Below are 22,194 nucleotides of genomic sequence, written 5' to 3' on the forward strand. Positions count from 1 at the left end.
GTTTTTAAAAATAAACCTTAAAAGACTTGACAACCCCTATCGTGCGATAGTATATTTGCACTCAATTTAAAATTTGTACAATGAAGTTATCTCATTTCAATTTCAATTTGCCAGCGGAATTGTTGGCGGAATTTCCTGCTGAAAACAGAGACGAAGCTCGTTTGATGGTTGTGAACAGAAAAACACAAACTATCGAGCACAAGCTTTTTAAAGACATTCTGGATTATTTTGATGAAGGAGATGTAATGGTGTTGAATAATACTAAAGTTTTTCCGGCTCGTCTTTATGGTAACAAAGAAAAAACGGGAGCAAGAATTGAAGTTTTTTTATTGAGAGAATTAAATGCCGAGCAGCGTTTATGGGATGTATTGGTTGATCCTGCCCGTAAAATCCGTATTGGTAATAAATTATATTTCGGTGATGATGATTCCTTAGTAGCGGAAGTTATTGATAACACAACCTCAAGAGGAAGAACACTACGTTTCTTATATGACGGTTCTTACGAAGAATTCAGAGCAAAATTACTGGAACTGGGAGAAACTCCGATACCAAAATACATCAACCGTGATGTAACGCCGGAAGATGCAGAAAGATACCAGACTATTTATGCTAAAGAAGAAGGTGCTGTAGCTGCTCCAACCGCAGGATTGCACTTCTCAAAACACTTAATGAAACGTTTGGAAATTAAAGGTGTTAATTTTGCCGAAATAACATTACACGTAGGTTTGGGAACATTCAACCCGGTTGAGGTAGAAGATTTATCCAAACACAAAATGGATTCGGAAGAATTGAGAATTACCGAAGAAGCTTGTGAAATAGTGAATACGGCAAAAGCCAACAAAAAAAGAGTTTGCGCTATCGGAACAACAACCATGCGTGCAATGGAAAGTTCTGTGTCTTCTGCTAAAACATTAAATCCGTATGAAGGATGGACGAATAAATTTATTTTCCCTCCTTACGATTTCAGTGTAGCCGATTGTATGGTAACCAATTTCCATACTCCGAAATCGACTTTATTAATGATGATTTCAGCATTCTGCGGACATGATTTAATGCGTAAAGCGTATGATGAAGCAATCAAAGAAGGCTATAAATTCTACTCTTACGGTGATGCTATGTTAATCTTGTAATCTGAGAATTATAATATAAATAAAAAACGTTCCATTCCGGAACGTTTTTTTTATGACATATTTTTAATTTACCTGATATACCAGTTTCATGGTAATATTGGCAGTTTTCTTTTTGGAAGCCGTATTAAACGAACCGCCCCAGGAGTATTCCTCAGATGAGTTCTGGGCGATGATCTGGAAAACCCCCATATCCGATCGCTTCAATTTACCCAATTTAGCATCGGCATTTTCGGCAATCTTTTCGGCACGGGAATTGGCGTCTTTAGTTGCTTCTGCAATCATTTCCAATTTAAGTGCGGCAAGTTGGGTGTAATAATATTCCGGCGGATTGGAATAAAGTTCCACACCCGAATTGATCAGCTCGGTCACTTCACGCGAAATGCCTTCTACTTTATCAACCTCTTTACTTTCTATCTGAACATTCTGGGAAAGCGAAAAACCGGTAAAGATTTGCTGACGGGTGTTGCCGTCGTTGTCATAAGTGTTTTCAAAATCCTTATTAATATTTACGGCAGAAAAAACAATATTGCTCTCCGGAACCCCTTTGGAAATCAGATAGGATTTGATGATCTCCCGATCTTTATCCAGCGAGGCATAAGCTTCTTTTAAATTCATATTCTTTTTAGAAAAGGAACTGCTCCATACGATCAGATCGGAAACAAAATCTTTTTTACCTAATCCGGTTACACTAATAGTGTCATTGCTTTGGTTTCTGTTCTTAAAAGCACTGGAAAACAGGAACGCCGAGATAACCACTGCAACCGCTATAATGGCTGCATTAAGATTGTTTTTCATAACTAATAAATATTTAATTGTTATAAATGTATGAAATATCGCTATTACTTTCACAAACGTAAAATCTTATTTTTTCTTATTTTTACCAAAACCAAAATAACACATAATGATATTTCAAAATACTCGTGAGTTTGCAAAGCAACTGGATGAAAAAGATGTTTTAGCGAAGTACAGAAGCGAATTTATATTCCCGCAGGTAAATGGTAAACAAGTCATATATTTCACAGGAAACTCTTTGGGATTACAGCCCAAAAGAACAAAAGCCTATGTGGATGAGGTAATGAACGATTGGGGAAACCTGGCTGTGGAAGGACATTTTTATGCAGACAAACCCTGGTGGGATTATCACGAAAGATTTGCGGCACCACTAAGTACCGTTGTAGGAGCAAAACCAGCTGAAGTAACGGTAATGAATACACTGACTGTAAACCTGCACCTGTTAATGGTTACGTTTTACAGACCGACAGCTAAGAAGTATAAGATTATATGTGAAGAAAAAGCCTTTCCAAGCGACCAGTATATGTTCCAGAGTCAGGTGCATTTCCACGGATTGGACCCGAAAGATACGATCGTAGAAATCAAACGCAGGGAAGGAGAACACAATATCCGTCTGGAAGATGTACTGGCAAAAATTGAGGAAGTAGGCGACGAGCTGGCTTTAGTATTAATGGGTGGTGTAAATTACTATACCGGTCAGGTATTTGATATGAAAACCATAACGGAAGCCGGACATAAGCACGGTGCTTATGTTGGATGGGATTTAGCCCACGCTGCCGGAAATATTAAATTGCAGCTGCACGACTGGAATGTGGATTTTGCTGCCTGGTGCAGTTACAAATACATGAACTCCGGACCAGGAAATGCGTCAGGCTGTTTTGTACATGAAATGCATCACAACGATACCGACCTGCCGCGTTTTGCCGGATGGTGGGGACATAATAAAGAAAGACGTTTTAAAATGGAACCGCAGTTTGATCCCGTGCGCAGTGCAGACGGATGGCAGATCAGTAATTTACCGGTTTTATCCTTAGCGCCTTATCTGGCTTCTGTGGAAATGTTTGCCGAAGTCGGGATGGACAAACTAATCGAAAAAAGAAACCTGTTAACAGCCTATCTGGAATTTATCTTACAGGAAGTCGATAAAGAAGTAGCCAGCGAATTTGAAGTGATCACACCGTCAAATCCGGAAGAAAGAGCTTGTCAGTTATCCGTGTTTCTGCATGGGGAAGGCAGATCCCTTTTTGAGTATCTGATGAAAAACGGCGTTATTACCGACTGGAGAGAGCCGAATGTGATTCGATTGGCTCCGGCTCCGTTTTACTGTTCTTTTGAAGATATGTATGAATTTGGGCAGATTTTACGCCAGGGGATATTGAAATAGTAAACAAAATAAATATTTTTTGTGTTTTCTCTTCATTTTTAGCTATTTTAGCTGTTAAACTTAACTAAATTTAACTAAAACCTAATTTAAAAATGAAGAGAAGACTACTTAAGTTCGCCTTTGTTTTGTTTTTATTCTCGCTGCAGGCCAATGCCCAGAGTTCTGAAAACGAAAGAGCAGCCAGAGACTTTATAAAGTCGCAGGCAAAAGATTTGGAGATAAAATCGTTTCATGATTTTAATCTGCGATTCAACCGGAAAGGACCTTCAGGAGAAACCTTGCGTTTCCAGCAGATCTTAAACGGGGTTCCGGTTTTTGAATCGGAAATAGTGGTTCATTTTTCGCCGGATGGAAAAATAACCTATTCTTCTAACAGTTACGATAAAACAGTAACGAATATTAGTGTTTCCCCTCAGTTTAACGACAAAAAAGCAATAAGCATTTCAGACAAGGCGCTGGCATTTGAAGGTGCGATAACGTCACAGGAATGCAAACTGTTTGTATATAATAAACTGGGCAAAACAACCCTGGTGTATAGAGTGGTAACGGCTGCCGAAGACCTGAAAGGACACTGGGAAGCGATCATCGATGCGCAAAGCGGAGACATGCTGAGCCTTAAAGATGTTGCCTATTATGCCCATTCGCACAATAAGGATAAAGATAAAAAAGACAAAAAAGAAAAACAATTCGGAAAAAGCATAGCCGGTACGGCACAGTCGGCAACCGGAACAGCCATGATCTTTAACCCGGATCCGTTGTCTGTTGCAGGTGTGGCCTACGGTGGTCAGTATGTAGACAATAATGATGCGACCAATGCACAGCTGGATGCGGCAAGAAGTCAGGTAGAATTGGTTGATATCGAACTTTTGTCCGGTGTTTATAAGCTGAAAAGCCAATATGTGGAAATAAAGAACCTGCAAAACCCAAATACAGGACTTTTTACACAAAACACCAGTTCCTTTATTTTTAACCGGTTCGATGCCGGATTTGAAGCAGTTAATGCCTTCTATCATATCGATAACAGTTTCAGATATATTAACGGAACATTAGGGATTCCTTTGGTACCGCTGCAAAATAACGGCGTGGTATTCTTTGACCCACACAGTTTTAACGGAGCAGATAACTCCAGCTACGGAGGCGGTGCCTTGAATTTTGGTGAAGGTGGTGTTGACGATGCTGAGGATGCCGATGTAATCCTGCACGAATTAGGCCACGGTTTGCACGACTGGCTAACAGGTGGTTCTTTATCGCAGGTTAACGGACTTAGTGAAGGTTCCGGAGATTACTGGGCACAATCCTATAGCCGAAGTTTAAGTCAGTGGACATCTTCTCAGGCGGCTTACCATTATGTATTCAGCTGGGACGGACACAATCCGTTCTGGGCAGGAAGGGTAACCAATTATAATGCTACCTATCCGGGCGGCTTGGTAGGACAAATCCACCAGGACGGGCAAATCTGGGCTACAGCTTTAATGAAAGTGTACGATCAGATCGGAAGAACAAAAGTAGACAAAGCATTTTTAGAAGGTCTGGCAATGACGAATAGTTCTACAAACCAGCAAAATGCAGCCATTGCGGTAAGACAGGCAGCTATCGATATGGGATACAGCTGTCAGGATGTGCAGGCTTTTACAACCCATTTTACAGCTACAGGATATGTATTGCCGGCTTTACCTTTAACCATTCACTGTCCGGGTACGCAAACGGTTAATGCCGGTAGCGGCGGGACTTATGTAGTTCCGGATTATAGCGGACAAACAAGTGCTGTAACGGCAAACTGTAATGCAGTTGTTACCCAGTCGCCGGGAGCCGGAACAATTGTAAATGTTGGAACACACCAGATTACGATGACTGGAACAAGCGGTACTTCTGTGAGCTGTAATTTCTCATTGGTAGTGGAAGCACCACTGGGAACGGATGATTTTGCAAAACAAAATGTGGCAATCTTCCCGAACCCGGCAAACAATGTGCTGACCATAAAAGGAAACTTTAATGCAGCCGAAGATTTTGCAATCTATAATATGTTAGGGCAAAAAGTGCTTGAAAACACTATCGAGAACGGAGAAATCACCCTTGATGTGTCAAAACTGTCAAGTGGAGTATATTCGATATTCTTTAACAACAGTAAAGCCTCTTATAAATTCGTAAAAAAATAATAGGATACTTCTTTTTTACTGATATAATGACCGGATACAGCTCCGGTCATTTTTTTTGAATATTTTTTCGCAATTATCCTAATGCGCTTATCTTTGTGACGTTAAGTTGTACCATCATCATTAGAAAATTAAAAATGAACAAACAGCAAAAAATAGAAAATTTTGATCCTTCACAACCGGGATTAGCAGATGCAAGTGTCTTTGGATTGCCTTTTACAGCAGCAGAAAGCGATATTGTTATTGTTCCGGTTCCCTGGGAAGTTACGGTAAGTTACGGAGCAGGAGCATCGGAAGGACCGGATGCCATTCTGGATGCCTCTTTTCAGGTAGATTTACAGCATCAGGAATTTCCGGAATTATGGAAGTTGGGAATCTATATGGATGAAGCACCCAAACATTGGGAAGAAAATTCAAAAAAGTACAAAAGTCTGGCACAACCGGTAATTGAAGCGTTGGAAAACGGAGAAGATATTGCTACATTTCCTGCTTTGCAAGCCGACCTTGATAAGATTAATAAAGTTTGTAAAGACTTGAAAAATGAAGTGAAGGACCGCGTTTTACATTGGATGAAACAAGGTAAAAAAGTGGCTTTATTGGGTGGTGACCACAGTACACCATTAGGATATTATGAAGCCTTGGCTTCCCAGCATGAGAATTTTGGTATTTTACACTTAGACGCACACATGGATTTGCGTATCGCTTATGAAGGGTTTACCTATTCGCATGCTTCCATTATGTACAATGCTTTGCAGATCCCGCAGATATCTAAAATCGTTCAGGTGGGAATCAGGGATTTTTGTGAACAGGAAGTAGAAGTGGCTAAAAATGCCGGAAACAGGGTTTTGGTTCATACCGATATGGATCTGAAAGCAGAAACGTTTGAAGGCAAAACCTGGTTACAGCAATGTGATGATATCATTGCTTCCCTGCCGGAAAAAGTATGTATCTCTTTCGATATTGACGGAATGTATCCCTGGTACTGCCCGAATACAGGAACACCGGTTCCGGGTGGTTTCTCTTTTGAACAGGCGGCTTATTTGTTAAGCCGATTGGCCGATACCAATAAAGAAATCATCGGATTCGACCTGGTTGAAGTAGCACCGGGAGAAGATGACTGGGACGGTAATGTTGGCGCAAGAATGCTATTCCACATGTGTGGTGTTTTTGCAAAATCACAAAAAATGAAAGTAGGCGAGAAGATTACATTCAACCGATAAAAAAATCCCCGATTGGGGATTTTTCTATTTTCAGGGCTTTCTTCCGGTTGCTAATCGGTACAGTACACCAACAATTGCCAGGATCAGCAATACATGGATTAAATTGCCGACAGCTTCCCTGAATCCGAAATACCCAACTAACCATCCGAGTAATAAGATAACCACAATCAACCAAATTAAATCTCTCATAATTAATAGTTTTTAAGTTATTTCTTTAAAATTATTAATATTTATTCTTTTTAGCTTGAATTTTAATAAAAAATTAAGGTTAACGTGCTTTTTTGTGTAATTAATTGAATGGCGCTTTTTGCAGGGCTTTTTTAAAAGTGAAAAATATGATAAAATCAGTATAAAACGGCTTCAGTTCTTAATTATTAAGTATTTTTACGCCAATTATTTAGAAGTAAATTTCATGCAAACGCACCAACGAATAGCCATAGTCGGTTCAGGATTAGTAGGGACATTATTAGCGATTTATCTAAAAAAAGAAGGACATACCGTCCATGTATACGACAGGAGTCCGGATGTGAGGAACATACAGTTTTCAGGAAGGTCGATAAATTTAGCAATGTCAGATCGCGGCTGGAAAGCTTTGGATGGAGCGGGAATTGGCGACAGAATAAGAAAAGTGGCGATACCGATGGATAAAAGAGCCATCCATCTTGCCGATAAGCCATTGGCTTTTCAAAACTATGGTATTGATGGTGAAAGTATCTACTCCATATCAAGAGGAGGATTAAACCGCCTGATGTTAACCCTGGCGGAAGAAGTGGGAGTGGAATTTTTCTTTGAGAAAAAAATATGGGATGTCACCCTTTCTGATGCGACCTTACATATCGGGGAAACCGAAAAAGGTGCATGGGAAGAAGTAAAATATGACAAAGTATTTGGTGCCGACGGAGCTTTTTCCCGTGTGCGACACCGGATGCAGCGACAAAACCGGTTTGATTATTCCCAGGACTTTCTGGATACCGGTTATAAAGAACTGAACATTCCGGCAAATCCGGACGGAACCCATAAACTGGATAAAAATTCCTTTCATATATGGCCAAGAGGGGCTTTTATGCTGATTGCATTGCCCAATATGGATGGCAGTTTTACCTGTACGTTGTTCATGCCGTTTGAAGGAGAAAACTCATTCGAATCATTAAGCGACAGACAGGCGGTTCAGGATTTCTTCCAGAAACACTTCCCGGATACCATTAATGTGATTCCGGAATTAGTAAACGACTTCTTTAAAAATCCAACCAGTTCACTGGTAACGATGAAATGCTATCCGTGGACGTATACCGATAAGGTAGCGCTGATAGGGGATGCCGCTCATGCAATAGTTCCTTTTTACGGACAGGGGATGAACGCCGGATTTGAAGATATTACCAGTTTAGCGGAGTTGATGAAGGAATATGGCGACGATTGGGAAACTATTTTTAAACAATACCAGATAATCAGAAAACCAAATGCTGACGCTATTGCGGAATTGTCTTATCGCAACTTTATGGAGATGAGTACCAAAACAGCCGATGATAAATTTTTACTGCAAAAGAAAATTGAAAAATGGTTTGCGATCAGGCATCCTGAAAAATGGCTGCCGTTATACGACAGGGTAACCTTTAGCCACCGTCCGTATGCGGAAGCTTTAGCGATAGGGAACCATCAAAATGCCATTATGGAAGAGATCATGAGATTGCCGGGCATTGAGCATAACTGGGAAACGGAAGAAGTTGAGCATAAAATATTGGCACTGCTAAAGCAGGCGTTATAAATAAAAACAAAAAAGTCGTGTCGTATAATTTATAAGACACGACTTTTTTGTTTTCGGGCTTATGCTTCCCGGTGTACGGCATCTACTGTAAAGGCCGGTTTACAAACGGAAAGATAGTCGCAGGCTTCATCAAATGGGTTGGAATACTGAACCCGGGTGTTCTTTTCGATCTTAATGGATTGTCCGGCTTCCAGGATGATCGTTTCGCCATCAATGATAAATTGTTTCTTTCCTTTTATAATATAGGTGTATTCGTCAAATTCGGGCGTTTGAAACGGCTCACTCCAGTGTGGCGGTGCAACCATGTGGGCAATTGAAATTTCGGCATTGCCTGTCGAGGCATTGCCATGATGCTCTTCGATTAGTTTACCGTCGTCTGTTGGAACAACAAACGGACTGTTTTGGATATAATATTTTTTCATTTTGTACTATTTTTTAAATATAAAGTAAACGGCCAGGACTAAAAAGCAAAAGCCAACGGCGTGATTCCACCGGAAAGTTTCGTTTTTGAAAAAAAGCAAAGAAAAAATAACGAAAACAACCAAAGTGATAACCTCCTGGATCACTTTTAACTGCATAAGGCTAAACGGACCACCGTTGCCTTCAAAGCCCACCCTGTTTGCCGGTACCTGAAAGCAGTACTCAAATAGGGCGAGTCCCCAGCTGATTAAAACTACCGTTATCAAACCGGCGTTTTCAAACCATTTCAGTTCCTTGAATTTTAAATGTCCGTACCAGGCCAGTGTCATAAAAACGTTGGAGAGGATCAGTAATCCGATAGTGATGTACCCTTTCATAATTATTTTTTAAACATTTTGGATAGTATTCCGAAAGCGCCTCTTATAAATGTCGCGCTGGTCAGGACTTTTACAATCGGATTCATGGCGCTGCTCTGGCGGGTTGCCGTGCTTTTCTGTGCTTTTTCTTCGGCTTGTTTTTCTGCTTCTTTTGCAGCCACTTCCTGTGCGGATTCTATTTTTTTATTCAGTATTTCATAAGCACTTTCCCGGTCGATGGTTTCCTGGTATTTTTTGACCAGTTTGGAATTGCTGTTGATGGTGTCAATTTCAGCCGGTGTCAGGATATCCATTCTGCTCATCGGGGAACGAAGCATACAGGCTGCTAACGGTGTCGGGATCCCTTTTTCGTTTAAAGCGGTTACAAAAGCCTCGCCAATACCCAATTGGGTTATGACTTCGTCGGTTTTGTAAAACTCGGAAATCGGGTAGTTTTCAGCAGTCATTTTAATGGCTTTCCGGTCGTTAGCGGTAAAAGCGCGCAGTGCATGCTGGATTTTTAATCCTAATTGTGCCAATACGCCATTTGGAACATCGGTAGGATTCTGGGTGATAAAATAAATACCGATGCCTTTGGAACGGATTAGTTTTACAATTGTTTCGATCTGATCCAGTAATGCTTTGCTGGCCTGATCGAATATTAAATGCGCCTCGTCAATAAAAATAACCAGCTCCGGTCTTCCGCTATCGCCCTGTTCCGGCATCTGGCTGTAAATTTCGGCTAAAAGCGAAAGCATAAAAGTGGAGAATAATTTCGGTTTGTCCTGTATGTCCGTCAGCCGGATAATGTTTATATAGCCGTTTCCATTGCTGTCAATCCGCATCAGATCGTCAATTTCAAACGACAATTCCCCGAAAAATAAATCGGCTCCCTGCTGCTCCAGTTCAATTACTTTTCTCAGGATGGAACCGGTGGAAGAAGTGGAGATCCGGCCGTATTCTTTTTCAAATTCGGCTTTGCCTTCTTCGGTGGCATATTGCAGCAGTTTTTTAAAGTCTTTTAAATCCAGCAGTGGTATCTGGTTGTCGTCACAATATTTGAAAATGATGGAAACAACGCCGCTTTGGGTGTCGTTCAGGTCCAGGATACGTGAAAATAAAACCGGGCCAAACTCAGAAACGGTGGCTCTTAAGCGTACGCCGTTTTGCGACGACAGGCTCATTAGTTCCACAGGGAAAGCCTTTGTTTCGTAAGGAATTCCGATTTTTTCATGGCGTTCGGTTATAAACGATTTTTCTTCACCGGGCATGGCAATGCCGCTAAAATCACCTTTAATGTCCATCATCAGTACCGGAATACCGTTTTGCGATAACTGTTCCGAAAGTACCTGTATGGTTTTGGTCTTTCCGGTTCCCGTTGCTCCGGCAATAAGGCCGTGACGGTTAAGGGTTTTAAGAGGGATTTTGATTTGAGTATTCGGAACGGATTCACCGTTTAAAATAGCTCCGCCAAGTACGATATGTTCACCTTTACAGTCGTAACCTGCGTTTATAGCATCTGAAAATTTTGTAGCTGTCATCTTTTGTTGTAGCAATAGTATTACGGATCGTGTTTATACAAATATACGAATCCGATTCTATAAAATATGCGGATCCGGAATATTCAAAATTGTATCTTTTTTAAAAAATTATAGAAAAAAGCAAGAATGAAAAAGAATAATAGTAACATTAAAGCGTTATTAATTTAAACTTATGTTAATGGTGGCGGGTGGAATTATAAAGAAAAGTATAGGGATTGTTAAATAATTTATTGTTAACACTTAAAAAAAATGCTTTTTATTTTTTTATTTACTCTAAAAACATAAATTTGCGAATCTTATAAGACGAGAATATTCATTTTGTAAGAAGGTAGTTATAATAAAATCAAAAAACTAAAAATTAAAAAAAATGACAAAAGTATCTAACGAAAATGTTGGGAAAGGAGCTAGCTCTAATGGATCAAGTGTATTTGCAGGTTTAGCAATTGTAATCTGTATTTTAGTCGGAGTTCTTATTTGGAAATATGTAATGGGTGCACCATCGAATTTCATCAATAACGACCCTAATGGTCATCCGCTACCTGGAAACTATTTAGGAATGGTTTACAAAGGAGGATTTATCGTTCCGGTGTTGATGGGATTATTTTTGATGACTGTTGTGTTTTCAATTGAGAGATTCTTCGTTATTTCAAAAGCAGCTGGAAAAGGGAATGTTGAAACTTTCGTTAAAAATATTCAGGTATTAATTAACCAAGGTAAAATTGATGAGGCTATCGCTGAGTGTGATACTCAAAAAGGTTCAGTAGCTAACGTTGTTAGAGCTGGTTTAACAAAATACCAAGAGGTTAAAAAAGAAGGTTTTGATAGTGAGAAAGCTACAGAAACTATTCAAAAAGAAATCGAAGAGGCAACTTCTTTAGAGATGCCAATGTTAGAGAAAAACTTAACAATTATTGCGACATTAGTATCAATTGGTACGTTAATGGGACTATTAGGAACGGTATCAGGTATGATTAAAGCGTTCTCTGGATTAGCAGCAGCTGGAGCTCCGGATCAGGCAGCATTGGCAACAGGTATCTCTGAGGCACTTATTAATACAGCAACTGGTATTGGTACTTCTACACTAGCTATTATTGCTTATAACATCTTTACTTCTAAGATTGATAAATTAACTTATTCTATTGATGAGGCTGGTTTTGCTATCACGCAAACTTACAGACGTTTCAAAGCGCGTAACAACGCATAATTATAAGGTAATTTAATAACAAATTGCAAACGGGATAGCGGAATGATGTTTCGACTATCAGGTTTGGAATTAAAAAATCTAAAAGAAAATGGCTAAAGCAAAAATGTCAAAGAAAAGCACAAGAATAGATATGACTGCGATGTGTGACGTAGCATTCTTGTTGTTATCTTTCTTTGTAATGACGTCTACGGCAAAGCTCCCAGAGCCGCTTCCGGTGGATACGCCTGCTTCTACAGTACAAACAAAATTGCCGGATGCTGATTTGGCAACAATTACCGTAGGAAAGGAAAAAGTATTCTTTGGAGTAGTAGGTAAGGATGTAAGAATGCTTACTTTGTCAAAGATGGGAGAAAAATATAATGTGAAGTTCACAGATGAAGAAGCTAAGAAATTTTCACTTATAGATGGTTTTGGAGTGCCTATCGGAAATTTAAAGCAATTGATCGCTTTAAACGGAGAAGAGCGTAACAAAGAAGGTCTTCAGCCTGGAATCCCATACGATTCTATTGATAACCAATTAAGAGAATGGATTCTGGCTGCTCGTAATGCGACAAAAGAAATAAACAATACTGAGCTTAAGATCTCTATCAAGGGAGATGCTAAAGAAGAATATCCTACTGTTAAAAAAGTAATTGATATTCTTCAAGACCAAAAAGTAAATAAATTCTTCTTGGTTACCGGTTTAAGAAGCGAAGATTTTTAATTAAAAAATAAACTGTAGAAATGGCAGAATTAAATACAGGCGACGGCGGCGGTAAAGGCAAGAAAGTAAGAAGTAAAAAACAAAACGCCGGTGTCGATTTGACAGCGATGGTGGATTTGGCATTCTTATTGATTACTTTCTTTATGTTAACGACTTCGTTGTCAAAACCTCAGTCAATGAATCTGGCAATGCCGGATAAAACGCCAAAGGATAAGCCGCAGGTTGAGCTAACTATTCCTGATGACCGTTCGTTGACAATTTTGATAGGAAAAGATAATAAAATCCTATGGTTCAAAGGACAGCCTACATCACCTTTAGAAGGTCCTACAGCTGTAGCTTTTGGTAAAGATGGGATTCGTAAGGTAATATTGGATCAGATTCAGAAAGTAAAAGGAATTTATGGAGCTGATCCTAAAAAAGGATTAATCGTTGTAATTAAACCTTCTAAGAAATCAAACTATAAAAACTTAGTGGATATTTTAGATGAGATGGCGATTACATCTGTTCCGACTTATGCGATTGTTGATATTACACCAGACGAACTTAAAATGTTAGATAAAGAAGGAATTAATTAATTCTTTCCGGACTAATTAAAAAAACTAAATTATGTCAAGATTAAACATATTTAAAAAAGGGTGGATTGATATGGTTTTTGAAGGCCGTAACAAAGCCTATGGTGCTTATCAATTACGTTCAGAGAACCCTAAAACTACAACAAGAGCACTTTTTCTTGGAATAGTTTTATTCGGTTCTGCAGTAAGTGCTCCTTTGATCATGCGATTTATCTCTGAGAATATCGGTGTTGAGAAAAAGGAAAACATGGACAAGGTAATTGAAACAGCATTATTGCCACCACCGCCAAAAGATGAAATTTTACCACCACCACCACCACCGGAGCCACCAAAGTCTGTAAACGATCAGGTGAAATTCCCTCCGCCGAAAGTGGTTGATAAAAAATTAGTGCGTGACGAAGATCCGCCAACGGTTAAAGATTTGGAAACTGCTGATCCTGGACAAAAAAATGTTAAAGGAGATAAAGAAGCAGGAGATATCCTGATCGACAAACCAGCGGGTGACGGGCCTAAAAACTCGGATATCGTTGACGATGGAAATAAAGTATTCTTTACTGTAGAAGTTCCGCCGGAATTTCCAGGAGGTATGGCTGGTTTCAACAAATACGTTCAGAAAAACTTCAGAGCTCCTGATGTTGATGAAGGTGTTAAAACATTAAGAGTTATTGTTGGTTTCGTTGTAGAAAGAGACGGATCATTAACAGACATTAAAGTTTTAAGAGATCCAGGTTACGGAATGGGTAAAGAAGCGATCCGTATGTTGCAGAATGCACCAAAATGGAAAGCCGGAGTTCAAAATGGTAGAGCGGTACGTGTAGCGTATAACTTGCCAATCACTATTCAAGTAGGAGAATAATTCTATGAATATATTTCAAATTTTTAAGCAGAAATCGCCTAAACAGCGATTTCTGTTTGTTTTAGGACTTATCTTCTTGTGTTTGTATGTCTTTATGGGACTGACTTTGATTATATGGAAATCAATGCCCATTGAGCTTTCCTATACAAGAAGAGTAATACTGGCAATTTTATTGATGATTTATGCCGCTTTCCGGTTTTTCCGTTTAATGCAGCAGGAAGATTAACCAAATATTAGGTTTAATTTCACGTTTTTAAGGTTTTGTAAAATAAAAAAAGGACTAACTTTGTAGCTATGGCTATTGCAGCTTAAATGTTTTTGATGAAAAAGATTGCTTTAAAATTATCTGTTTTACTTGGAGTGGCTTTCCTGACATTCCAAATGGGGTGTAAGAAACCAAGTGACAATCCGGAAGAAATTGAAGAAACACCTGTTTCGGGAAAAGCGACCGTTTCGGTTGAAGAAACGATCTTCCCGATAATGGAAGACGAAGTGATTATCTTTGAAAATGATTACAATCGTGCAAAGATTGAATTGCATAAAAAAACGGAAACCGAAATACTAAAATCTATTTTTCAGAATAGTTCGCAGGTGGTTGTACTGCCACGAACGTTAGACTCTGTCGAACTGAAGAATTTCAAAAGTAAAAGCATTATACCGCGTATTACGGAAATCGGAACCGATGCCTTAGCTTTTATTGTAAATGCTAAAGAAAAAGATTCCACCATCACCACTGAGGAAATTGTAGCAGTGATGCTGGGAAAAAAATCTACAAGAATCAAAAACCTGGTCTTTGATAATGCCAATTCAAGTTCCGTGAGAACAATCAGAGAATTGGCCAATGTACAGGTATTACCAAAAGAAGGTGTCTTTTCCTTAAACTCAAATGAAGAATTAATCAGGCACATTGCTGCTAACCCTGGAACAGTAGGAGTTGTTGGCGTAAACTGGCTGCTTCAGGCACCAAAAGACCTTAAGCCTTATGTTGAAAATGTTAAAGTTTTAGGGGTTAACAACAATAAACTGAAAGATAATAAGTTCTATAAACCAACGCAAAGCGCTATTGCTAAAGGTGATTATCCGATTACGCGAAAGCTGTATTTGTTAAATTTTCAGGGAACCACCGGTTTAGGCATGGGGTTTGCATCTTTTGTTGCAGGGAATAAAGGACAGCGGATTATTTTAAAATCCGGATTAGTTCCCGCAATAATGCCAAGTAGAGAAATACTGGTTAAGGATAAATAGAAGAAACCAAATAATAATAAATAACAATAAAAATGAAGAATGTAAAAGTTTTTACTTTGTTACTGTCTGTGATTGGTACTGCCACTTTTGCACAGGATTTGGAACAAGCAAAAAAAGCAGTTGATGCAGAGCAATATGACAAGGCAAAAAAAATATTAAAATCTTTAGTGGCTTCTGATGCCAATAACGGTAGAAATTTTTTCTATTTAGGAGATTTGTATTTGAATGAGAAATCTGTGGATTCGGCTAAAATCTATTTTGAAAAAGGATTAGCAGCTAAAGATAAAGGAGCACTTAACTATATCGGACTTGGGGAAATGAACCTTGACAGTGGTGATGGTTTCGGAGCGGAAGCTAATTTTGCCAAAGCAACAAAAGATATTAAAAAGAAAGATACAGAAGAATTTTTGTTAATCGGTAGAGCTTACATTAAGTCGGATCGTCCGGACTTTAAAAAAGCGATCGAAAGCCTGAAAAAAGTACTGGTTGTTGATCCTAAATCGGCTCAGGCCTATTTGAGCTTAGGTGATGCTTACTATGGCGATCGTAACATAAACGAGTCGTACAGTGCTTACCGTAATGCCTACGATTATGATAACACGTTGTTGCTTGCAAAAGTAAAATTAGCAGCGATTACAAAAAATACAAAAGCTTTCCCGGAAGCAGTAAAAGCGTTTAACGAAATTGTAGCCATCAACCCAAACTTCGGACCGGTTTACAGAGAGTTAGCAGAAACGTACTATTACTGGGGTGCCAGTGAAACAACAAACTATAATGCTTATGTGAAAAAAGCATTGGAGTACTATGAGAAATACATGAGCCTTACCGATTACTCTTTAGAGTCCCGTATGCGTCATGCCGATTTCTTAATCCTGGCAAAAGACTATAAAGCATTGGAAGCAGAAGCTAAAAAAATGCAACAGCTGGATAAAGTGAATCCGAGAATCTTACGTTACCTGGGATATTCTGCTCATGAGAACGGAAACCACCAGGAAAGTGTAAAAGCATTAAATGAATTTATTGCAAAAGCAGAAGCTAAGAAAATCATCGCCAGAGATTACCTGTATTTAGGATTAGCTAAAATCGGATTGTCTAAAAAAGCAGATGGAAAATCGTATGATAAAACGTTCTTTGACGAAGGAGTAGTTGAAATCAACAAAGCGGTAGAAAAAGATCCGGTTATTGCCAGCGAATTAAACGAGTTTGGTTTAAAACTATTCAAAGAGAAATTCTACAGAGAGTCTGGTAAAATCTTTGAAGTAGCGGTTAAAAATCCAAAATCGAAAAACTATTTGTATGATAACTTCTATTTAGGATATTCATTATACTTCAATTATGATGAGAAAACATCTCCTAAAGACGAGCTGACTAAAGCTGATCTTGCCTTTACAAATGTAATTGCAGCATCGCCGACAACTCAGGATGCACACTTATACAAAGCGAAAGTTAACCGTATTATCGATACTCCGGAATCTAAAAAAGTAATGGTGGGTTCTTATGAAGAATACATCAAAATTGTAAAAGAAAAAGGAGAAACGGAAAAAGCTAAAAACAACCTGATAGAAGCATATACTTATGTTGGGGCTTATTATGCTAATAACGGTGATAAAGCAAAAGCAGTAGAAAACTTACAGGCACTTTTAGTATTGGAGCCTGGTAATAAATATGCTACAGACACGTTGAAAAAATTGTAATCCGCAGGGATTTCGAAATACAAAGCAAACCCGGTAACACTGTTACCGGGTTTTTTTATTTGAGAATGCCGGCCCGGATAATAAACTTTAGTTAATTATGGTTAAGCTTTTTAAGATTTCAAATTATAAAGTTTTCAAAATAACTATCTTTGCAGACTATTTTAGAAACACATGCTTAAAAAAGAAATTCAATTAGCGGTAGAAAGAGGCGAAATGTTGCCTTTAATGGAGGAATTTTACACCATTCAGGGTGAAGGCTATCATACCGGTACAGCAGCTTATTTTATACGGATAGGCGGTTGTGACGTAGGATGCCATTGGTGTGACGTAAAGGAAAGCTGGAATGCCGAACTGCATCCGCCAACAGCAACGGATCTGATTGTTGAGAATGCAAAAAAATATGCCGAAACCGTTGTTATAACAGGTGGAGAACCGTTAACGTGGGACATGACTACGTTAACCCGTAAATTAAAAGAAAAGAACCTTCGGGTACATATCGAAACCTCCGGAGCCTATCCTTTAACGGGAACCTGGGACTGGATTTGTTTGTCGCCAAAAAAGACAAAACTTCCTAAGGATGAAGTCTATGAAAATGCACATGAACTAAAAGTGATTATTCACAACAAACACGATTTTCTTTTTGCCGAAGAGCAGGCTGCTAAAGTAAACGGCAAGGCTATATTGTTCTTACAGCCGGAATGGAGTAAGAAAGAGGAAATGACACCGCTAATCGTGGATTACGTGATGAACAACCCCAAATGGCGCGTATCATTACAGACGCATAAATATTTGAATATTCCATAAAATAGTTTACTTTTATCCTGGTTAATTAACAAAATAACGATGAAAAAAATAGTATTAACATTTGCCTTTGTTTTAGCAGCGCAAATAGGAATGGCCCAAACGAATGAGGCTTTCAAAAAAGATGTATTAAAAGTGATCGATGTTACCGGTTCTGCGGGACAAATGAAGCTTGTTAAGGATCAGATCATCAAAATGATCCCTAAAGAAAAACAAGCCGCTTTCCTGGTAGAATTTGAAGCAACATTACCGTCGCTATACGATAAAATCGCAAATGTTTATATGCAGGAATATACTCACGATGATATCAAACAGATCTTGAAATTTTACGAAACTCCGATTGGTAAAAAAATGACTGAAAAAGCGGGTGTTATCGCAGAGAAAAACATGACAGCAAGCCAGGAGTGGGGAAGCTCATTACAAGGAATGATGATGAAATACATGCAATAAGCACTGTAGCAACAACAATAAAAAAAGCCTGAGATTTTCTCAGGCTTTTTGTTATAATTTAAGATGCGTCAGTCGTGCCAGGTATTCAAAATGCGGACCTTCTTTTATCAGTTCGCAATGCAGGCCGTTTGCATGTGCCGCATTTTGCAGCGTATTGTAGTCCACATAAACCCAGTCAAAAGGATCTTCCTTTTCACCCTTATAGCTAACATTAAAAAGTACTTCGCCATAATAATCCACATCGGATGGAATCCATTTTCCGCCGTCTTCATCTTCATCGAACATATAAATAATATCGGAACTGTCTATTAAAATCTGTCCATGTATGGATAATAAAGTTTTTAGTTTCTGAAGAAACGGAGCGATCCGGTTCAGCTTTCCGCAAATACCGGTTCCGTTCATCAGCAGCAGGATCGTATCGAACGGCGCAGCTGTGAGCGTCATCATGTCCTGGACAAAAGCATTTTGAAGACCTCTTAACTTACAGGCTTCAATAGCGTTTTCCGAAATATCAATAGCCGTAACATCAAAACCTTTTTCCTGTAAATACAGGCTGTGGCTTCCGGCACCGCAGCCCACATCGAGAACCCTTCCTTTGGCAAGCTGCAGGGCTTTTTGCTCGATCTTCGGCATTTCTTTAAAACTGCGGAAAAGATAGGCAACACTCATACTGTCGGCTTCGGTAATTGAAGTTTCGGTAATGATGTCTTCCGGTGCGTTATGCGTCTGATAATCCAGTATTGCTTTTCCTATTAGGTCTTTCATTATTTAGTTTGTATCTTATATCGGTTATTTGTTTATTTGCTGCAGATTTATTGAATAACCTAGCTGCATATCCAAAATGGACAATCTTATAAAAAATCTTCCAAAGCTTGCCAAAGATAAGCATAACGAAAACAAAAAGTATTTCGATAAGCTGAAAAAGAAAACGCCCAAGAATCTGGATTATGTGATGCAGGAACTGCATGATGCCGAGTTTAAAAGAACGGATTGCCTGAAATGTGCCAATTGCTGTAAAACAACAGGACCTTTGTTTACAATTGCCGATGTGGAACGGATTGCCAAACATTTCCGGATGAAACCGCAGCAGTTTATAGAAAAATACCTCCGCATTGATGAGGACAACGATTATGTGCTGCAAAGCGTTCCCTGTACTTTTCTGGATCATGAAAATTATTGTATGATCTACGATGTGCGCCCAAAAGCCTGTCGGGAGTTTCCGCATACCGACAGGAAGAAATTCCAGCAGATAGCGAATCTTACGTTAAAGAATGTTGCCATCTGTCCGGCCGCGTATAATATAGTGGAAGAAATGAAGAAAAAAATGCCGCTTTAAGTTGAAAACATTCCGATCCAAAACCGATTCCGCAATCATTATGATTCTTGCCGCCTCTTTTATAGGTCCGGCAATACTGTTTATCAGTCAGAAGGATTGGAAAGGAGCATTGCTTATGTGTGTGGTGCTGGCGTTTATTGTTTACCTGTTCCTGGAAACGAAATACTACATTAAAGAGGATATTTTACAGGTAAAAGCAGGATTTTTGGTCAATAAGAAAATAAAGATCATGTCCATTCAATCGGTCATGAAAACCGATTCGGTATTAAGTGCGCCTGCAAATTCGATTACGGACAGGATTGAAATAAAATATGAAGGCTCAAAAAGCGTGATTATCTCCCCAAAAGAAAAGGCAGCATTTGTAACGGAATTGCTGGCCGTGAATCCCGCTATTGTCGTGCAGTTATAAGTGCAGACCGATTTATTTACCGGTCCAGCCACTTTTTAAAATTGGCAATCTCATGTTTGCTGACCAATATCGGACTGCTGTCATTGATGGCGGCGGTAACTTTAATTTCTACTTTCTGGCTGGAATGGCGAATGACTTCTTTGATCGCCGAGATATGGAAAATGTATTTCCGGTTAACTTTAAAAAAGAACTCCGGATTGAGTTTGTTGATGACATCCTTGATGGTGTCACTGTACAAATAACTGTTGCCGTTTGAAGTGTAAATAAAAAGATGCTTTCCGGAACCCATAAAACAATCAATATCGGAATCGTTTATTGAAATAAACTTATAACCGTGATTCACCAGAAAACGTTTCTGGTAGGAATCGGTGTTTTTGTTTTCGATGGTTGCCAGCGATTGCACCGTCTGATTCAGGTCGAAAGCGCTTTTCATCTTTTTGTATTTCGATATTGCGGCAAGCAGTTCCTGTTCTTCAAAAGGCTTGAGTAGGTAATCGATAGTAAAATGTTTGAAGACCTGTATGGCATAAGCATCATAAGCCGTAACAAAGATAATCGGACTCGGGATAGAAATTTCTTCAAAAATGTCCAGACTTTTGCCGTCACCCAGGTGAATGTCCATAAAAACCAGGTCGACAGTATGCTCTTTAAAGAAAGCAACCGCTTCTTTTACAGATTTTAAAATAGTTATTTTAGACACTGCAATGACGTCCTGTTTCTCCAAAATCGATTTGAGATAACCGGAAGCCAGATGCTCATCTTCTACAATAGCTACTTGCATTTTACTTTTTTATGTAAAAGTAAAAAAAAAGCCCGGTTTTAAAACCGGACTTCCTGAAATTATAAATTAGGGTTATTCAACTGCGCATTTCGTGGATAAGGCAGCGTATAACGCGGGTCATTCTGAATAAGCGTATAATCCTGTCCGTCTATCTGGTGAATAATCTGTTTCTGATTCATTCTTCTCAGATCAAACCAGCGATGTCCTTCTACGGCTAATTCACGTCTTCTTTCTTCAAAAAGGAAGTTGGTGAAATCCTGAGCAGACATGTTGTTCACCTGGGCACTCAACTGGGTATATCCGGCCGGCGTATATCTTTTCTGTAACAATGGCAATACCGTTGCTTTTGCTTCGGTAACGTTGTCCAGTCTTAACTGCGCTTCCGCTTTGATTAAATACAACTCGGAAGTTCTGAAAGTACATTTCTGATCCTGCTCACCACCTTTTTTAAATTTGAAGCGGCTGCCCGATGCCTGGAAATACAACGGAAAACGAAGGTCATTCTGCTGGCTGAAAGCACCAATCAGATCTGCAGAAGCATAAGAAGCCGTTTTTAAAGTACTGATAAAAGCATCGTCTAAAGCCATTACCGATTCCACTCCGTTGAATTTGTTTGGTAACACAGCGGCACTGTTCAGGTCGGCAAGCTCATTTTTATAAGTCAGAGCCGTATTGGCAGCATCCAGTGCTTTTTGCCATTCGTTACGGTACAAACGCACTCTTGCTTCTAAAGCAAAAATGGAAGCTTTGGAAAAACGGTAGTTTAATCCTGTTGCCTGTGTGGACTGATTCAATAAATTCTTAGCCTGGTCGATATCGAAAAGGATCTGATTGTAAACATTGGCAACACTTTCCGGAATGAAATTCTGTTCCAGATCCACTTCCAAAGCCAAAGGCACACCTTTATCACTGCCAGATGTCGCTGCGTTGTATGGTTTCCCAAACAGGTTGATCAGGTCAAAATAGGTAAGGGCTCTTAAAGCATGTGCTTCACCGATTAACTGGTTCTTTTCTGCTGAAGCCGGAACTTTTGCACTGGCTTCGTTAATCACTACATTCGTATAGAAAATAGTGTTGTACAACTGTCCCCATTGAAATGTGGTCGTTGCCGGATCCGGATTGGCATCTTTCCAGATATAGATGTCTCTGTAATAAACCAGCTGATCGTCAAATTCGTTCAAGGTCAGCTCGTCTGCGCGTAATGACGCAAGCGATTTGTGTCTTGGAAAAGCATTATATCCGGTTGTCAGTACGGCACGGAAATCTTCCAGCGTTTCCGGAATCACTTTTCCTTCCGGTTTAATGTCCAGGAACTCATTACAGCCGGTCATTCCGATAGCAGCAGCAAACAGAACGATATATTTTGATATTTTTTTCATGATTCT

Annotated in this window: 24 protein-coding genes; 16 read left to right on the forward strand and 8 right to left on the reverse strand. The window is 39.3% G+C overall.

Annotated elements, in window-relative coordinates; all coding sequences use genetic code 11:
- Positions 1-80: 80 nt before the first annotated feature.
- Positions 81-1,130 (forward strand): tRNA preQ1(34) S-adenosylmethionine ribosyltransferase-isomerase QueA, encoded by a 1,050-nt coding sequence (queA, locus tag HW120_RS06265; protein ID WP_177732147.1) that lies wholly within the window; start codon positions 81-83, stop codon positions 1,128-1,130.
- Between the two features lie 63 nt (positions 1,131-1,193).
- Here the strand turns inward: queA and HW120_RS06270 are convergent, their stop codons facing one another.
- Positions 1,194-1,925: an SIMPL domain-containing protein gene (locus HW120_RS06270; protein WP_177732150.1), complete on the reverse strand. Its 732-nt coding sequence runs from the start codon at positions 1,923-1,925 to the stop codon at positions 1,194-1,196.
- A gap of 106 nt (positions 1,926-2,031) precedes the next feature.
- On the opposite strand from HW120_RS06270, the gene kynU reads away from it, so the two are divergent.
- From kynU to HW120_RS06285, 3 genes are all read left to right on the forward strand, one after another.
- The gene (gene kynU / locus HW120_RS06275; RefSeq protein ID WP_177732153.1) at positions 2,032-3,306 is read left to right on the forward strand and encodes a kynureninase; all 1,275 of its coding nucleotides are present in this window, start codon (positions 2,032-2,034) and stop codon (positions 3,304-3,306) included.
- 92 nt (positions 3,307-3,398) lie between these two features.
- The gene (locus HW120_RS06280; RefSeq protein WP_177732156.1) at positions 3,399-5,462 is read left to right on the forward strand and encodes a T9SS type A sorting domain-containing protein; all 2,064 of its coding nucleotides are present in this window, start codon (positions 3,399-3,401) and stop codon (positions 5,460-5,462) included.
- 134 nt (positions 5,463-5,596) lie between these two features.
- Positions 5,597-6,679 (forward strand): agmatinase family protein, encoded by a 1,083-nt coding sequence (locus tag HW120_RS06285; protein ID WP_177732159.1) that lies wholly within the window; start codon positions 5,597-5,599, stop codon positions 6,677-6,679.
- Between the two features lie 30 nt (positions 6,680-6,709).
- Here the strand turns inward: HW120_RS06285 and HW120_RS06290 are convergent, their stop codons facing one another.
- The gene (locus HW120_RS06290) at positions 6,710-6,868 is read right to left on the reverse strand and encodes a lmo0937 family membrane protein (RefSeq protein ID WP_177732162.1); all 159 of its coding nucleotides are present in this window, start codon (positions 6,866-6,868) and stop codon (positions 6,710-6,712) included.
- 223 nt (positions 6,869-7,091) lie between these two features.
- On the opposite strand from HW120_RS06290, the gene HW120_RS06295 reads away from it, so the two are divergent.
- The gene (locus HW120_RS06295) at positions 7,092-8,441 is read left to right on the forward strand and encodes an FAD-dependent oxidoreductase (protein ID WP_177732165.1); all 1,350 of its coding nucleotides are present in this window, start codon (positions 7,092-7,094) and stop codon (positions 8,439-8,441) included.
- 59 nt (positions 8,442-8,500) lie between these two features.
- On the opposite strand, the gene HW120_RS06300 is transcribed toward HW120_RS06295, so the two are convergent.
- Genes HW120_RS06300 through HW120_RS06310 form a run of 3 tightly spaced genes read right to left on the reverse strand, consistent with a single transcriptional unit; the run spans position 8,501 to position 10,758 of the window.
- The gene (locus HW120_RS06300) at positions 8,501-8,863 is read right to left on the reverse strand and encodes a cupin domain-containing protein (protein ID WP_177732168.1); all 363 of its coding nucleotides are present in this window, start codon (positions 8,861-8,863) and stop codon (positions 8,501-8,503) included.
- Between the two features lie 6 nt (positions 8,864-8,869).
- A complete protein-coding gene (locus HW120_RS06305; RefSeq protein WP_177732171.1) occupies positions 8,870-9,238 on the reverse strand; it encodes a DMT family protein in 369 nt (122 codons plus the stop codon).
- Between the two features lie 2 nt (positions 9,239-9,240).
- Positions 9,241-10,758 carry a helicase HerA-like domain-containing protein gene (locus tag HW120_RS06310; protein ID WP_177732174.1) on the reverse strand — a complete coding sequence of 506 codons (1,518 nt, stop codon included), beginning with the start codon at positions 10,756-10,758 and terminating at the stop codon, positions 9,241-9,243.
- A 367-nt stretch (positions 10,759-11,125) separates the two neighbouring features.
- Here HW120_RS06310 and HW120_RS06315 point away from each other — a divergent pair, with 367 nt between their 5' ends.
- The 9 genes from HW120_RS06315 (at position 11,126) to HW120_RS06355 (ending at position 18,283) form a co-directional block, all read left to right on the forward strand.
- Positions 11,126-11,962, forward strand: a complete 837-nt coding sequence (locus HW120_RS06315) for a MotA/TolQ/ExbB proton channel family protein (RefSeq protein WP_177732177.1) — start codon at positions 11,126-11,128, stop codon at positions 11,960-11,962.
- An 88-nt stretch (positions 11,963-12,050) separates the two neighbouring features.
- Entirely contained in the window at positions 12,051-12,665 is a 615-nt protein-coding gene (locus HW120_RS06320) for an ExbD/TolR family protein (protein WP_177732180.1), read from the forward strand.
- Between the two features lie 20 nt (positions 12,666-12,685).
- Entirely contained in the window at positions 12,686-13,240 is a 555-nt protein-coding gene (locus HW120_RS06325; RefSeq protein ID WP_177732183.1) for an ExbD/TolR family protein, read from the forward strand.
- Between the two features lie 31 nt (positions 13,241-13,271).
- On the forward strand, positions 13,272-14,093 hold the full coding sequence (locus HW120_RS06330) for an energy transducer TonB (protein WP_177732186.1): 822 nt from the start codon (positions 13,272-13,274) through the stop codon (positions 14,091-14,093).
- 4 nt (positions 14,094-14,097) lie between these two features.
- Complete coding sequence (locus HW120_RS06335; RefSeq protein ID WP_246297045.1) at positions 14,098-14,319, forward strand: hypothetical protein; 222 nt, start codon at positions 14,098-14,100, stop codon at positions 14,317-14,319.
- 95 nt (positions 14,320-14,414) lie between these two features.
- Positions 14,415-15,338, forward strand: a complete 924-nt coding sequence (locus HW120_RS06340; protein ID WP_177732189.1) for a PstS family phosphate ABC transporter substrate-binding protein — start codon at positions 14,415-14,417, stop codon at positions 15,336-15,338.
- A gap of 32 nt (positions 15,339-15,370) precedes the next feature.
- Positions 15,371-17,032, forward strand: a complete 1,662-nt coding sequence (locus HW120_RS06345; protein ID WP_177732192.1) for a tetratricopeptide repeat protein — start codon at positions 15,371-15,373, stop codon at positions 17,030-17,032.
- Positions 17,033-17,203: 171 nt separating this feature from the next.
- Entirely contained in the window at positions 17,204-17,836 is a 633-nt protein-coding gene (locus HW120_RS06350) for a 7-carboxy-7-deazaguanine synthase QueE (RefSeq protein WP_177732195.1), read from the forward strand.
- Between the two features lie 39 nt (positions 17,837-17,875).
- The gene (locus HW120_RS06355) at positions 17,876-18,283 is read left to right on the forward strand and encodes a DUF2059 domain-containing protein (RefSeq protein WP_177732197.1); all 408 of its coding nucleotides are present in this window, start codon (positions 17,876-17,878) and stop codon (positions 18,281-18,283) included.
- A gap of 51 nt (positions 18,284-18,334) precedes the next feature.
- Here HW120_RS06355 and HW120_RS06360 read toward each other — a convergent pair whose 3' ends face one another.
- A complete protein-coding gene (locus HW120_RS06360) occupies positions 18,335-19,048 on the reverse strand; it encodes a class I SAM-dependent methyltransferase (protein ID WP_177732200.1) in 714 nt (237 codons plus the stop codon).
- A 76-nt stretch (positions 19,049-19,124) separates the two neighbouring features.
- Here HW120_RS06360 and HW120_RS06365 point away from each other — a divergent pair, with 76 nt between their 5' ends.
- Together HW120_RS06365 and HW120_RS06370 are read left to right on the forward strand one after the other, a co-directional pair.
- Positions 19,125-19,619 carry a YkgJ family cysteine cluster protein gene (locus HW120_RS06365; RefSeq protein ID WP_177732203.1) on the forward strand — a complete coding sequence of 165 codons (495 nt, stop codon included), beginning with the start codon at positions 19,125-19,127 and terminating at the stop codon, positions 19,617-19,619.
- Position 19,620: 1 nt separating this feature from the next.
- A complete protein-coding gene (locus HW120_RS06370) occupies positions 19,621-20,028 on the forward strand; it encodes a PH domain-containing protein (protein ID WP_177732206.1) in 408 nt (135 codons plus the stop codon).
- A 16-nt stretch (positions 20,029-20,044) separates the two neighbouring features.
- On the opposite strand, the gene HW120_RS06375 is transcribed toward HW120_RS06370, so the two are convergent.
- Together HW120_RS06375 and HW120_RS06380 are read right to left on the reverse strand one after the other, a co-directional pair.
- Positions 20,045-20,809, reverse strand: coding sequence for a LytR/AlgR family response regulator transcription factor (locus HW120_RS06375; RefSeq protein WP_177732209.1), 765 nt, complete (start codon positions 20,807-20,809; stop codon positions 20,045-20,047).
- A gap of 59 nt (positions 20,810-20,868) precedes the next feature.
- Positions 20,869-22,188 (reverse strand): RagB/SusD family nutrient uptake outer membrane protein, encoded by a 1,320-nt coding sequence (locus HW120_RS06380; protein ID WP_177732212.1) that lies wholly within the window; start codon positions 22,186-22,188, stop codon positions 20,869-20,871.
- Positions 22,189-22,194: the final 6 nt, after the last annotated feature.

The organism is Flavobacterium inviolabile (genome assembly GCF_013389455.1).
In the GTDB taxonomy this organism is placed as follows: domain Bacteria; phylum Bacteroidota; class Bacteroidia; order Flavobacteriales; family Flavobacteriaceae; genus Flavobacterium; species Flavobacterium inviolabile.